Annotated in this window: 12 protein-coding genes; 11 read left to right on the top strand and 1 reads right to left on the bottom strand. The window is 55.2% G+C overall.

Annotated elements, in window-relative coordinates:
- Positions 1-579: 579 nt before the first annotated feature.
- From ndhC to NZ823_10550, 7 genes are all read left to right on the top strand, one after another.
- On the top strand, positions 580-972 hold the full coding sequence (gene ndhC, locus NZ823_10580; protein MCS6805571.1) for an NADH-quinone oxidoreductase subunit A: 393 nt from the start codon (positions 580-582) through the stop codon (positions 970-972).
- Positions 969-1,496 (top strand): NADH-quinone oxidoreductase subunit NuoB, encoded by a 528-nt coding sequence (nuoB, locus tag NZ823_10575; GenBank protein ID MCS6805570.1) that lies wholly within the window; start codon positions 969-971, stop codon positions 1,494-1,496. The genes ndhC and nuoB overlap by 4 nt, the downstream gene beginning before the upstream one ends.
- A gap of 138 nt (positions 1,497-1,634) precedes the next feature.
- Positions 1,635-2,651 carry an SAM-dependent methyltransferase gene (locus NZ823_10570; protein ID MCS6805569.1) on the top strand — a complete coding sequence of 339 codons (1,017 nt, stop codon included), beginning with the start codon at positions 1,635-1,637 and terminating at the stop codon, positions 2,649-2,651.
- Between the two features lie 117 nt (positions 2,652-2,768).
- The gene (locus NZ823_10565) at positions 2,769-5,336 is read left to right on the top strand and encodes a PBP1A family penicillin-binding protein (GenBank protein MCS6805568.1); all 2,568 of its coding nucleotides are present in this window, start codon (positions 2,769-2,771) and stop codon (positions 5,334-5,336) included.
- A gap of 471 nt (positions 5,337-5,807) precedes the next feature.
- The gene (locus tag NZ823_10560; GenBank protein ID MCS6805567.1) at positions 5,808-7,487 is read left to right on the top strand and encodes an aspartyl protease family protein; all 1,680 of its coding nucleotides are present in this window, start codon (positions 5,808-5,810) and stop codon (positions 7,485-7,487) included.
- A complete protein-coding gene (locus NZ823_10555; protein MCS6805566.1) occupies positions 7,477-7,941 on the top strand; it encodes a type II toxin-antitoxin system VapC family toxin in 465 nt (154 codons plus the stop codon). The genes NZ823_10560 and NZ823_10555 overlap by 11 nt, the downstream gene beginning before the upstream one ends.
- A gap of 218 nt (positions 7,942-8,159) precedes the next feature.
- The gene (locus NZ823_10550; protein ID MCS6805565.1) at positions 8,160-9,188 is read left to right on the top strand and encodes a trypsin-like peptidase domain-containing protein; all 1,029 of its coding nucleotides are present in this window, start codon (positions 8,160-8,162) and stop codon (positions 9,186-9,188) included.
- Between the two features lie 76 nt (positions 9,189-9,264).
- Here the strand turns inward: NZ823_10550 and NZ823_10545 are convergent, their stop codons facing one another.
- Entirely contained in the window at positions 9,265-10,926 is a 1,662-nt protein-coding gene (locus NZ823_10545) for a DUF3352 domain-containing protein (GenBank protein MCS6805564.1), read from the bottom strand.
- A gap of 116 nt (positions 10,927-11,042) precedes the next feature.
- On the opposite strand from NZ823_10545, the gene NZ823_10540 reads away from it, so the two are divergent.
- From NZ823_10540 to NZ823_10525, 4 genes are all read left to right on the top strand, one after another.
- Positions 11,043-11,306 carry a glutaredoxin family protein gene (locus NZ823_10540; protein MCS6805563.1) on the top strand — a complete coding sequence of 88 codons (264 nt, stop codon included), beginning with the start codon at positions 11,043-11,045 and terminating at the stop codon, positions 11,304-11,306.
- A 68-nt stretch (positions 11,307-11,374) separates the two neighbouring features.
- Positions 11,375-12,349, top strand: coding sequence for a M28 family peptidase (locus NZ823_10535; GenBank protein MCS6805562.1), 975 nt, complete (start codon positions 11,375-11,377; stop codon positions 12,347-12,349).
- 56 nt (positions 12,350-12,405) lie between these two features.
- Positions 12,406-12,654: a DUF4177 domain-containing protein gene (locus NZ823_10530; GenBank protein ID MCS6805561.1), complete on the top strand. Its 249-nt coding sequence runs from the start codon at positions 12,406-12,408 to the stop codon at positions 12,652-12,654.
- 23 nt (positions 12,655-12,677) lie between these two features.
- A partial coding sequence (locus tag NZ823_10525) for an alpha/beta hydrolase (GenBank protein ID MCS6805560.1) occupies positions 12,678-13,507 on the top strand: 830 nt, incomplete at its 3' end.

The following is a 13,507-nucleotide window of genomic DNA, read 5'->3' as shown; positions in this document are numbered from 1 at the left end:
GGTCGTCACCCGGCCAGAGCGGCGCCCCGGCGCACCACTCACACGGTCACGTTTGAGGCAAGCGGCGCGGGATGAAACTGACCAAAGCTGCGCCGCGGCGCAGCACTCCAAAGGTCACGTTGGAGGCAAGAGGCGAGGGATGAAACCGGCCAGAGCTGCGCCGCGGCGCAGCACTTCAAAGGTCGCCTCCGAGGCAAGGGGTGCGCGCGGATTGAGCTGGAAAGCGATTTTCATGCGGAGAAGGTGAGGGAGGCGCACCCGAAACATCGCACCAACCAACGAATGCAAGAATGAAGCAACAGGCGGCGCCAGAAGGTGAGGGAGGAGCGCCCTGGTCATGATTCAGGCCGGATTCGGCAGACAAGGTTGACGAGTTTGACTCGGTTTCAATCCAGGACGTCAATGTTCGTCATGATTCAGGCCGGATTCGGCAGACAAGCTTGACAAGGGGGCGGCCAGCAGGCACAGAGCCGACCTGAGCCGTCAATCAAGGATTCGGGAGACAAGCTTGACAAGGGAGGGGGCGGCTCCTATGATTGGGGCTCGTTTCAGCAAAAGCGCATAGGATCATTCATGATTATGCCGGCTCTGTTGTTGATGCAAACACCAACCAATCCAATTTTCGGGTACATTCCCATAATTGTTTTGCTTGTGATTGCCATTGCATTTCCTGTTGTGGTGCTGGGCTTGATGCGTTTTGTGCGTCCCAATAAGCCGGAAGCGGCCAAGTTGAGTCCTTATGAGTGTGGCATTGACCCGCAACTGGACGCACGAGAGCGTTTTTCGGTTCGGTATTATTTGATTGCCATGTTGTTTTTGATTTTCGATGTGGAGACGATCTTTCTCTTTCCCTGGGCAGTCGTTTATGACAAGCTGGCCATCTTCGGACTCATTGAGATCGTCATTTTCATTGGCATCTTGGTAGTTGGTTATTACTATGCGTGGCAAAAAGGAGCCCTGGAGTGGACATGATTGAAGAACGCGGCGGCAATTTCCTCACATCCACTGTTGACTTTGTGTTTAACTGGGGACGTAAATCAGCCCTCTGGCCGATGACATTCGGATTGGCATGTTGCGCGATCGAAATGATGGCCACCGGCGCGTCCCGATTTGATATGGATCGGTTCGGCGCTGGCGTCTTTCGACCGAGTCCTCGGCAATCAGACCTGATGATTGTGGCCGGTACAGTCACGTTGAAGATGGCGCCTGTGGTGCGACGTGTCTGGGATCAGATGCCTGAGCCCAAGTGGTGCATTGCCATGGGCGCGTGCGCCAGCGTGGGCGGCCCGTTTGATTCCTACTCGACGCTGCAAGGGGTAGATCGCATTGTGCCCGTTGATGTGTATATACCGGGCTGTCCGCCCCGACCTGAAGCGTTGCTCTATGGATTGATGCGGCTGCAAGACAAGATCATGAAAGAACAGCCGACCCGATATATTTTCGGTAAAGACCGTGTCATTCGCGTGCAGCCTGAGGTGCAGGAAGCCGCCGCCTGAGCCTGGATTGATTGTAGGGATTGTTCATGATGCCCACGCCAGCCGACTGGCGTGGGCTTTGTTTTTGTCATGACCAGACTCGGCGAGAGCATCCGACAAAGGATTTTGCAATCAGGGCCTATTTCTTTTTGTGAATTCATGCAAACGGCTCTCTACGACCCTGAGGATGGGTATTACACCCGAAGACAGCAGATCGGAGGACGAGGCGATTTTTACACAAACGCGAACATTCATCCGCTGTTTGGTGTTTTGTTAGCCGAAAAGCTGGTCGTGCTGTTGAATGGATTGCCCGACTCATCCGAGCCGATGTTCATCGAGGTGGGTGCCGGCACAGGTCTGTTGGCCGAACATGTTTTGCGGCATTTGGAGCGCGAGCACCACGAGTGGTTTGAACGGATCACTTATGTCATGGTCGAGGCAAGCCCGGCGATGAAACAGGTCGAGCAAGAACGGTTGCAGCACATGCCGAATATCACCTGGAAGTCCTTCGATGAATTTGAAGCCGGTACGGTCACGGGGATCATCTTTTCTAACGAATTGATTGATGCCATGCCGGTTCATCGGTTGCAATGGCGGAACGGTCGTTTTCATGAGTTGTATGTGGATTGGCGCGACGGCCGTTGGATATGGGTGGCCGGTCCGTGCTCATGCCAAGAAGTGGAAGCATTCGTCATGAATTGGTCGTTGGGTCTGGACGAAGGGCAAGTGATCGAAGTGAATTTGAATGCGCTGCGGTATCTTGAACTGATCGCGCGACTGCTCAAACACGGTTACCTGCTCACCATTGATTATGGCGATCGGCGTGAACGATTGTTCTCGGCTGCCCGACGCGAAGGGACCGTGCGGTCGTTTTATCGCCACGTTCTGATTGATGACGTATTGGAGCGGATTGGGGATCAGGACATCACGGCCAGTGTGGATTTCACCACACTCATCGAACATGGCGAGCGAGTTGGCCTGCGCCTTGTTGAGTTCAAGACGCAGCGACAATTCTTGCTGGAACAGGGATTGATGGAAAGACTCGCGGCCATGCGAGAATCAGGCGGGGCCGGCGTTGAGTTCTATCAATCGCTCCTGGCGGCGAAACACCTTCTCATGCCTGGCGCATTGGGTGATCATTTCAAAGTGTTGATTCAGCAAAAAGCATGTGATTAAATTCGAGTGTGCGGCCGGTCGAACAAATTTAATGAAACAGAGTGCCGACAAGCCCGTATCAGATGATGCCATCAGGTGGCAATGGGAAGTCGCCGTATGTCAGCCAGGTCAAGAACCATGATGAACCAATCAGTTAGCCGGAATGCCCCCCGCCGGCGCTGGCTCAAAGGACTCGTGGTCTTGGTGCTGCTCACCGGACTCTGCCTAAGTGGAGTCTTCTTTTATTTCTACTCTCAAGCTACAGACCAACTGGATCAGTGGCTCGCCGGCGTCAACCGAAAAGTCAATCCATCGAATATCTATGCCGCTCCTCTGGTATTACAAGTTGGCCAGCGGATGACGCAAGCCAAATTGATTGACTATTTGCGCCTGGCTTCGTACGTCGAAGCCGCAAGAGCGACCGAGCCAGGGCAAGGCGTTTATCGAGAATCAAGCACATTGGTGGAAGTCATACCGGGAGAGTCGGCACGGCTCATGCCACGCGAGCGGTTTCCTCGCTTGCTCATTCGATTCGACGCGAAACGACAACAGATTCAGCAGATCATTGAGGCGGAGTCCAACCGCCCATTGCAGACGTGCCGAATTGAGCCAGTGGTGATCAGCACAGTGACACGTTCGTTAGGCGGCACGTCATGGAAGAATGAACGCGGCGTCCGCTATGAGGTGCATTATCGGCAACTGCCGCCACATCTGGTCAAAGCGGTGCTGGCCATCGAAGACCGCAGCTTCTTTGACCACGCAGGCGTGAGCCTCATGGCGATTGCCCGCGCCCTTTGGCGGAATTATCGGCAGGGACGAACTGTTGAAGGCGGCTCGACTATCACCCAGCAACTGGTCAAAAACATTCTGGTTGGCGCCGAGCGCACCTACCAGCGCAAGCTACAAGAAGCATTCCTGGCCCTGGCACTGGAGCGGCGCTTGACCAAGGAGCAGATTTTCACTCAATACGCCAACACGATTTACATGGGGTATCGGGGCGGATTGTCTATTTATGGCTTTGGCGCAGCCGCGCGCGAGTATTTCAATAAGGATGTGTCAAAGCTCTCGTTGCCGGAAGCCGCGCTGTTAGCCGGAATGATCCATCGCCCAGCTTATTATCTGATGGAGGAGCATCGGGACGAAGCGTTAAAGCGTCGCAACATCGTTTTGGATGCGATGGTGCAGCAACAGGCGATTTCACCTGAACAGGCAGAGGAAGCGAAGCGGTCGCCGATAGGATTGACGCTGAAAACACGTCCCGGCGAGGTTGAAGCCAATACGCCTTATTTTCTCGACTACGTGCAAGAACAACTCGCTCGTGAGATGCCAAATTTGGACCTGGCTGAAGCTGGTTATCGCGTCTACACCACGCTGGACATGGGCTTGCAAATGGCCGCCTCTGTGGCCGTGGGTGAAGGGCTGGCCGTGCTGGAGCGCGACTTGCGCATCCGAAGAAGCATGGAGCGAGACGACTCCTTACAAGCGGCGTTGGTCGTGCTGGACGCGCGTTCGGGTGACATCTTGGCGATGGTTGGAGGACGCAGTTATGCGCAGAGTCAACTGAATCGGGTCACCGATGCACAGCGGCAACCCGGTTCTGCCATTAAGCCATTTGTTTACGCAGCGGCGCTCTCGTCGGGCATGCACGAGGAGAATCCGATCACACTGGCAACGATGTACATGGACGCGAAACGATCCTTTGAAGATGGGTACACGCCGGAGAACTTCGGCGGGAAGTACCTCGACCGCATGGTCTCGGTGCGGGAAGCGCTCGCTCGATCGTTAAATGTGGTCACCGTCGCGTTGGCGCAGGACACAGGTTACAGCGTCGTTGCCAACATGATTCAGCGGTGCGGCCTGCCTCGACCGGAGAGTTCCGGCGCCACGGCGTTAGGGGCTGCTGAAGTGACGCCGTTGGAACTGGCCTCGGCCTACACGGCATTTGTCGCCGGCGGACGGCGTGTCGCCCCGACCGCGTTGCGATATCTGGCCAGCTCTGATGGCAGTCTTGTCAGAAGCATCTCAACGCAAAGGCAGAGCGTGATGAGTCCGCAGGTGGCCTACATCGTTTTGAGCGCGCTTCGTGATGTGATTCGGCAGCCCTATGGAACAGCCTATGAAGCGGCTGCGCTGGGCGATTTCGCGCTGGCTGGCAAGACAGGAACGTCGCAACGCAGCGATGCCTGGTTTGTTGGATTGACGCCCGCCATTGTATGTGTCGTCTGGGTGGGGTTCGACAATAATTCGCCATTATTCAAAACGGGTAGTTCGGCTGCGCTGCCCATTTGGATTTCGTTTATGCGGCAGGCTGCGCGGCTGCGCCCGGATTTACTGGCCGGCGACTTTGTTCAGCCAGAGGGATTGATTGAGCGTCTTGTTGATCCTGATACCGGCATGTTGGCCACGACACGTTGCCCGAAGAACCGAATCGAATTCTTCCTTGAAGGGCGTGAGCTGGCCGTCTATTGCTCAGTTCATCCCGGTCCGGCTCTGGAACTACCTGAAATAACGCCGCCGGAGACGGAGCAGCCAGCCAGTGTGCCGTTGCGTTCGATGACCTCGGTGCAGGAAGGTCACTCAAGAGATGACGCAGAGCAGATGATCTCAGACCTGAACGATGAAAAACCTCAAACTCGACCGCGGCGCATCAACCAGCAGACCCGTATTAGTCTGCGTCGTCCGTCGCCTGTTGAATCCCCTCAGTGAGTTGAAAGCAGAAGCATCGTTGGAAAATCTCTGCCAACGGATGAAAGGTTCCAACGGATAGAAGATCACTCGGCACGCCTCAGCAAGTAGTTTCGCTTCGTATTCGGTTCTGAGTTCGGTTCCGAACAAATACAAGATATCCGGTGGCACGTTTCATCCGTTGGGGAACCTCTTTCACTCCGTTAGACCCGGCTGGGGGCGCAGGCATCCAGGCTGCTGGTTGAAAGGTGTGCATGCAAGGGCGCTCCGAACTTTTCAGTCAGCTCTCACGGTATGCTGTCACACATGGGCAATTCTCATGGAGTTGGATCGCTTCGGTCAGTTGTGGTGTGCATGATCAGATGCTGAGGTGACACAATGCTCACTGCTGCACCTCAGCCACCGTCACAGCCGCCTCTGGGTTGTTTGACAACCGCTTTGGCTGCCCACTAGAATCTCAACGTGCTCCGATCACCGAGACTCAATTTCCGCTTGAGAGAGCCACGTCGTGGTGAGACAGTCAATCAGTGCATTCAGTTCGTCGAGCAAGGTCGGCCACGATTGGCGCGCGTTGTCAGGGTAGGAATTTGCTTGCTCTGCTGTGTGTCGGTGAATGCCTTGGCTGATGAGCGAATTGAAGTGGAAAAAGCTCGCCGCGAAGCTCAGCAAGCCCATCGCGCCGGCGACTATGCCAAAGCCGAGCGACTGTATCGTGATGTGCTCACCGTGGAGCCGAGCGATCATGTGAGCCGGCTACAGTTGAGCTGGATGTTGATCAAACAAGGTCAACTGGAACGCGCTTATCAAGAGGCGACGTCGGTCATCAATCAGGGGATCATCAACGCGCGGGCGCGGGCGCTGGTCGGTGTGGCGCTGCTGCGCATGGGTTTTTTCCAAGAGTCGGTTCAAGAACTGAACGCTGCGTTAGCCCTTGATCCGCGGGAGCCGCTGACACTGGCGGGGATGGCGGAGATTGATTTTTTTGAGAATCGCAGTGAATCGGCTTATGAGCGACTGCGGCTGGCCACCAGCGTCGAACCGCGCGAGCCTGATTTTTGGATTGCGTTTGGTCGCACAGCCGCGCGGCTGGAGCGGTTCAAGGAGGCCGCCGAGTATTACCAGCGCTTCCTGGTTGTTTCGCCCAAGCTGGAAGAAGAGAAACGCGCTCGTTATCGCGGGTTGATTGATTTTTATTTTGCGTTATCTCGCAGTCAGGTTTCTCGGCTTCATCAAGTTGACGGCCCACGGTCTGTATCAGTCCCTTTTGTGCTAGACAATTCCAGGCCATACGTGCGTGTTCGGATCAATGGTCACGATACGCCGTTGATGTTTGTCGTGGATACAGGAGCGAGCATCACGGTCATGTCTGAAGCGACGGCTCGCCGCCTCAACGTCAACCCGATGGCGCGGGGCGGGCATGCGCGGGCTGTTGGCGGCGGCGGCACGTTTCCGATTGTCTATGGATTGATTCATCGGCTGGAAATCGGCGAGATGAAGGTTTACAACGTGCCGATCTATATTCGGCAGTTTCGCCATTTCGCTGAGTCGGGCAAGAAAGATGAACCGCGCGTGACCGTTGATGGCTTCCTCGGCTTGTCGGTCTTATCAAACTTTCGCCTCACGCTTGATTATGCTCAACGCGAAATGATTGTGGAGCGGCCGGGCACGCTCGATTTCTTAGAAAACTTGCCAGCAGACGTGTCTGTCATTCCTTTTCGCACGACCAATGGTGGATTGATGAGCGCGCTCGTCCAGTTGGAGGAGCATAGCGGGTATCATTTTCTGATTGATTCAGGCGCGAGCGCCACCGTGTTGTGCGATGATGTCATTGAAAAGTTAAATTGGAAAAGCAAATTGCTGCCTGATTTGAAAGTTCGTGTCCTGGGCGCTGCCGGCACGATCGAAGAGGTGGCGCTGATGGTGATCCCTTCGTTTCGCGTGCATGATTTGGAGCAACGGAACGTGCGAGCGCCGATTTTGAATCTGGCCGCCATCAACGAGACAGCAGGCTTTTTCCAAGCGGGAATCATTGGCGGCAGTTTCTTACGCCATTTCCGTGTCACTTTCGATTTTCAGCGCGGCCGTTTGCTCATGCGGCCACAAACAGAAGCAGTCAGGCGCATCACGCCGACCGCTGAAGCAAACCCAGTGGAAAAGCCGAGTGAAAACTAGAATCTATCTGGAAACATCCGTCATTGGCGCTTATCTGGATAATGGCGACCCATTTCGCCGTGATTTGACAATACGGTGGTGGGAACACGAGCGGCCTCGCTATGATGCCTTCATCGCGCCGCTGGTGATCCGTGAGTTAGAGCGTGTGCCAGAGCCGCGGCGCTCTTCTTACCTTCGGCTGGTGCGCGACATCCCACAACTCGCTGTCACCGAGGAAGTGGGCATCCTCGCGGAAGGGTACTTGAGCCGTGGCATCTTTCAGCGCAAATTCATGGCGGATGCGGTTCACATGGCTCTCGCTTCATTTCATCAGGTTGATTTTCTTGTGACGTGGAACTTCGGTTATTTAGCCAATATCTACCGGCAAGCGCGCGTCAAAATGTTTAACATCGCCGCCGGTTTCTTTGTACCGCAAGTGATCACGCCCGAATTTCTTGTGGATCAGGTTTGGTAATCGTGTATCGGAAACCGAAATTCTTAGAGATCCTTCATGACATCCGTCAGCAGATGGCGGCTGAAGGGGAATACGACATGAATCGCTTCCTTCAGCTCATTGAGCAGCGGTCGGCTCCACTTGAGCCGGAGCCAGAGCCGAAGCGAGCATCTGCGGCGCGTGTTGTAAAAGCGCGTCGTTCGCCTGCCACAAAAGCCCAAAAGAAGCTGTAGAGACCGATGAATAAGTATTGTTTGATGTGGTTGCTCGGAACGTTGTTGAGCGTTGCCGTTGGCCCATCAGCGTGGGCACAGACGGCTCGGAAATCTTCATTCACACCGCCGGCTGATATTGCCAGCATCGTTGAGCAGGTCAATCCGGCAGTCGTCAATATCGAAATTGCTGGTGGACCAGGTAGCATGCAGCAAGGCAGCGGCTTCATTATTGATGGGCGCGGCCTGATTGTCACCAATTATCATGTCATTGCTGAAGCTATTAAATCCGGGCGTCCGATTTCCGTCTCGTTGCCCGATGGGCAGGTTGTCCCGGCCAGCGTCCGGGGGACCGATGAGCCAACTGATATTGCGCTGTTGGAAGTGGAGGTCAAAGGTGATCCGCTGCCGACGGTCAAGCTCGGTGATAGTGATCAGTTACGGATCGGCGACTGGGTATTGGCCATTGGCAGTCCGTGGGGCTTCGATCATACGGTCACGTTGGGCATCATCAGCGCCAAAGGACGCCAGTTGCCCGGCAGCCTGTTCAACGATTTCTTGCAAACTGATGCGGCCATCAATCCCGGTAACTCCGGCGGCCCGCTGGTCAATGAGCGTGGTGAAGTGATCGGCATCAGCAGCTATGCGGCGACGATCGGCACAGGATTGGCCTTCGCGATTCCCATCAACACGCTCAAAGACATCCTGCCCCAACTGCGCGAAAAAGGTCGCGTGACACGCGGATCGTTTGCCGTGCGCGTGGTTGACACCACGCCCTACATTCGCAAGCGATTCAACCTGCCTCGTGACGGAGGCGTGCTGGTCACCTCGGTCAAAATCGGCAGCTCAGCAGCGCGCGCACGCCTGCGACGGGAAGACATCATCACCAAGGTCAATGGTGTCGCCATCACCTCGGCCAGTCAGTTCTATCGCTTCATTGCAAGCCAAAAAGAGGGCACTGAGATTGAAATTACAATCTTCCGCGATGGCCGGGAATATGTCGTCAGGGGCGTCATTGAAGCTGCTTCGCCAACCAAACCTGAAAGTTCCTCGTGAGGCCATTTTCAACCAGCCTGCGTCGCCACGTTGGCAAGTGGCGCACGCATTGATAGCGGCGCTGTTCATGCCATTTTCAACCGGCCTGCGTCGCCACGTTAGCAAGAGCCTCGGCAAGAAGCATGAACACCAACTCGCCCAACGCTGATTTGGATTCGATGAGCACCCCGTCTGTCCAAGCCCGCGTTGTTCGGATCGTCGGCGGCAACGAACGTAGCATCGGGATGAGATGATGTGATTCTTCTGTTCGTCCCGTCAGGTTGTGTAGCAACGCGGCCAGCCGCATGGCCTCGGTTGCACGACCCAGGCGCGCTGAAATCTCAAATGATCCCACTGCTTCTTGTTCGATCAGGGCTTTGAGCGCAGAAAGTGATTTTGAGTCGCCTTCGTTCTGATGAGCGTCAATTGCATTCTTCACCGAATCGAACGAGCCGATAACAAGCAGGTCGTCCACGAAGCAACAAGCCTTGCTGCCTTCGATGGACGAGCGGTATATCTCAACGCCGCGGTAGGGAATCGTCGTCAAGGCGGCGCCGTCGCGCTGCAAATACTTGCCGACCAACGCGGCCAGTTTTCCTTTCCGCTTAGCTTGCACGATCAGAAGAAAATCACCGCGAGCCGTCTCCACAATGGCAATTTCGTTGCCAACAGCGTCGGCAATCGTGTCGTCTCTATCAAGTCCAAGTGAAAGTTTCAGCCGCGCGAGCGTTTCTCGCAACGCCAGATGTGAGAAAGCTGACAGCCGCTGCTTCAGCGCATCGTCGAGTGCCTGGAGTCGTTGTTCAAGATCGGCCGGGCGTATGATCATCAGACTGTGTGCATCTGCTGGGATCAAGGCGAGGGCGCGAATCTGAGTCCCTGCCGTCGCGTCTGACACAATGGACGCCAGTGGCGAGCCTGGCGTGTTTAACACATGGATTCGCTCGACGACGGTTCCCCCTTGTACCTGTAAGCGGTAAGAGAGGGAAATGTCGAATGCCGAGAAAAACGTTTGCCAAAACAGGCGGGCGAGTCGTTCCGGCATCAGTTGGTTACGGTCAAGCCAAGGAATTTGCTTGGACGCTGTGGCGATTCGGTGAGTGCTGACGTAACCGAACAACGGTGATGCGCCTCGGTCAATCGCTCGCAAGCGTTGATAGGTCGGGTTTCGCTCAAGCGATGGCTGCTTCTGGTCGTATGTGTCAAGGATGCGTCGAATTGAATCAGGATGATTGCCAGCCAAAACGAGGTCGTCGAAAGAGCACCACACCAGACGGCGATCCTGTTCCTGACCGTTGTAACTGTGCACGATTCGTCCGGCATGCTCAGCAGATCGCTCTGTCCATTGACCCAGCACGCGGTTGGCCAAGGATTTTGTTTGCTCCTCAATTCGTTGTTGAAGTTCACCCGATAGCTCGTCCGGTTCAATCATCAGGCACCAATGCGGTGTTAGCGTAGTGCTATCAATCTCTAATCCGGTGATGACTAACGCCAGCCTCGCTGAAAGGAGCCATTGCCAATCCGAGTGGTCAGAAAAGGCCGCAGCCAGCGCGTTCAGCCAGTTCCACGATGACGGCCAGCCCATCTGTCGAGCCACAGCTTGCCAGCCTTGCGCTGAGGAGAGTTCGCGGACGAGCCGGTTGGGGTCTTCGATTTCAACATAAGCGAGCGCTTGCTCGGGCGCAAACCGACTCAGCGGCTTCCGCGGCGCGCGCCAGATGAACGCCGCCACCATGGCACCGATGGCAACACTAATCATCAACAACCACACGATGTGTTTCTGTGCTAGGTGCCGCCTCATCCGTGTCAACCGGCCAAGATGCTAGCACCGTCAAGTTGCCGTGTTCAACTACTGTGCAGTATGATGCTGCATTGATGAGCAAAGCAGAACGAGTTTCGGTCAAGATTTATTCGCGCGCCGGCTGCCATTTGTGCGACGTGGCTGAGAGAGCGATTCGTCGCTCAGCGTGCAGCGATGAAATTGAGCTGCAGGTCATCAACATTGACGACGACCCAGAACTGAAAGAGCGCTATACCAATGACGTTCCCGTCATCTTGGTGAATGATGAGGAGGTCGCTCGACATCGGCTCTCCGCCGATGAGTTCTGTCGTCATGTGCGCCGATGGAAAAAATCCTGACGCGCGTCATCTTCGCTTTGAGAGACATCTAAGATGTGTTAGCATCAAGGCGGCAAAGGAGTTTGTTTATGGGATGGACGAGAAAGCGGCTGGCGAACCTCGTTTGGATGCTCTTGGTGGTTACTCTCTCAGGTGCCGTCGGCGCCTGTGCAGGCAAGCCGGCAGCCACTGCTCAGAAAGCGGAGTCAGCAAGAACGAACGCCAGTGAGTTTGACGCAGACAGAGCGTTTGCGCACGTTCAGCAAATGGTGAGCTGGGGACCGCGACCGGTCGGCAGCGAGGCGCATCAAAAGACGCAGGCTTATATCATCGAGCAGCTCCGCCAATACAAGATCGAAGTTGAAGAAGACCGCTTCATCGGGCAGACGCCCAAAGGAAATTGGCCGATGATGAATATCATCGGCAAGCTCAAGGGCCGGACGAAAGAGGTCATCTTGATTGGCAGTCATTATGACACGAAGCTGTTCACGGACATTCGATTCGTCGGCGCTAATGATGGTGGATCGAGCACCGGCGCCGTATTGGAAATCGCGCGGGTATTGTCTCAACGACCGGAGCCGGAGCGGCCGCATGTCTGGTTTGTCTTCTTCGATGGCGAGGAGGCCGTTGTTGAGTGGAGCCCGACGGATTCGCGGTATGGCAGCCGGCATCTCGTCGAACGGTGGGAAAAAGATGGCACGCTCCGGCAGATTCGCGCGCTGATTCTGTTGGACATGATCGGGGACAAGGATTTGGCAATTCAACGCGACGGTTACTCAACCCGCTCATTGGTGGACGTCATCTGGCAGACGGCACGCGAGCTTGGGTATGGTCAGCATTTCACATCTGATCTCGGTTTCATTGATGATGATCACGTGCCGTTTTTGCAGAAAGGCGTGCCGGCTGTGGACCTGATTGATTTCAACTATGGTTTGCTCAATCGCTACTGGCATACCGAACATGACACGCTCGATAAACTCTCACCCCAAAGTTTGAAGATCGTAGGCGATGTCGTGATTCGCGCATTGCCAACGATTGAAGCCATGCCGATGCGTACTCAGTAAGCGATTGCCTGATCAGACGGGCTTGACACAGGACGAGGAGATGGAGGAGAGACGATATGGTCAAATGGCAATACAAGACGTTGGATTGGGGCGAACTGAGGAAATTAGGCGCGATTGTGACAGGGAAGGACTTCATTGACGAGAACGTAGACGCCGGATTGAACAAGCTAGGCGAAGAGGGCTGGGAATTAGTCAATGTCTATGTGGATGGCTATGTGGTGCACCGCTCGCAGAAATCTATTGATGTGGTCTCTATCAGTCGCTATGTGAAATACACATTCAAGCGCCCCGTACAGGACGCCTAAGCGTCTCAGTGATCCGCCATCGTATGCCGTATCTCAGAGTCGAAGACGGCGATTTGTATTTTCAGTGCACAGGACAGGGGCCGCCCATTGTCTTTGTCAACGATTGGGCGCTTTCACAAAACTACTGGCAACCGATCGTACAGCGATTAAGTTCCACTTACACCTGTGTCACCTACGACGCGCGTGGTTTCGGTCAAAGCCGTTCGTTTTTGCCAGCCGCTTCGTATACGATTGATCATCATGCCGACGATTTACACCGCCTGCTCGTTTCGTTGCGGCTGGGACTCGTTCATCTAGTTGCGCACGGATTGGGCGTCCTGGCATCTGGCTTATCGGTAGACCGTCATCCTCAGGATGTGCAAACACTATCGCTCGTGGCAGCCGAAGCTGAGTTAGCCTCAGATCACGTGTTGCAACGACGGCTGAAATATGTCCAAGCCTTGCTCGTACTCAAGCGTATGGCCACGCTCCCGCTCGTTCGCCATGTGGTCTTGCAACGTTACGGGCTTGGCCGGCTCTCGCCGGCGGCCAGAAAAATGCTGCTGCGCGATTTCAGCCAACTTGATGCTCGCTCGGCCTGGCCTATGATCGGCTCAGCACTGGATGAGCAAACGTTTCAGGAGGCTATCGCCGGCATTGCTGAAGTCAGTGTGCCCGTGCTCATTGTAGCCGGTGGACAAGATGCGCTTGCGCCGGTGGATCATGCGCAAAAGATTTTTGCTCGCATTCAGCGGGGACGGCTCGTGACGATGCATGCTTGTGGCCACTTTCCCATGCTCGAAGCGCCGGAGAAATTTGTTGATGTGTTGCGCCACTTCTTCGAAGCAGTTGGGCCCACTGCCAGTAAGCCGTT

It is taken from the genome of Blastocatellia bacterium, assembly GCA_025054955.1.
Classification (GTDB): Bacteria; Acidobacteriota; Blastocatellia; order HR10; family J050; genus JANWZE01.
Note: the sequence above shows the minus strand (reverse complement) of the source record. Positions and strands in the feature narration are given on the sequence as shown.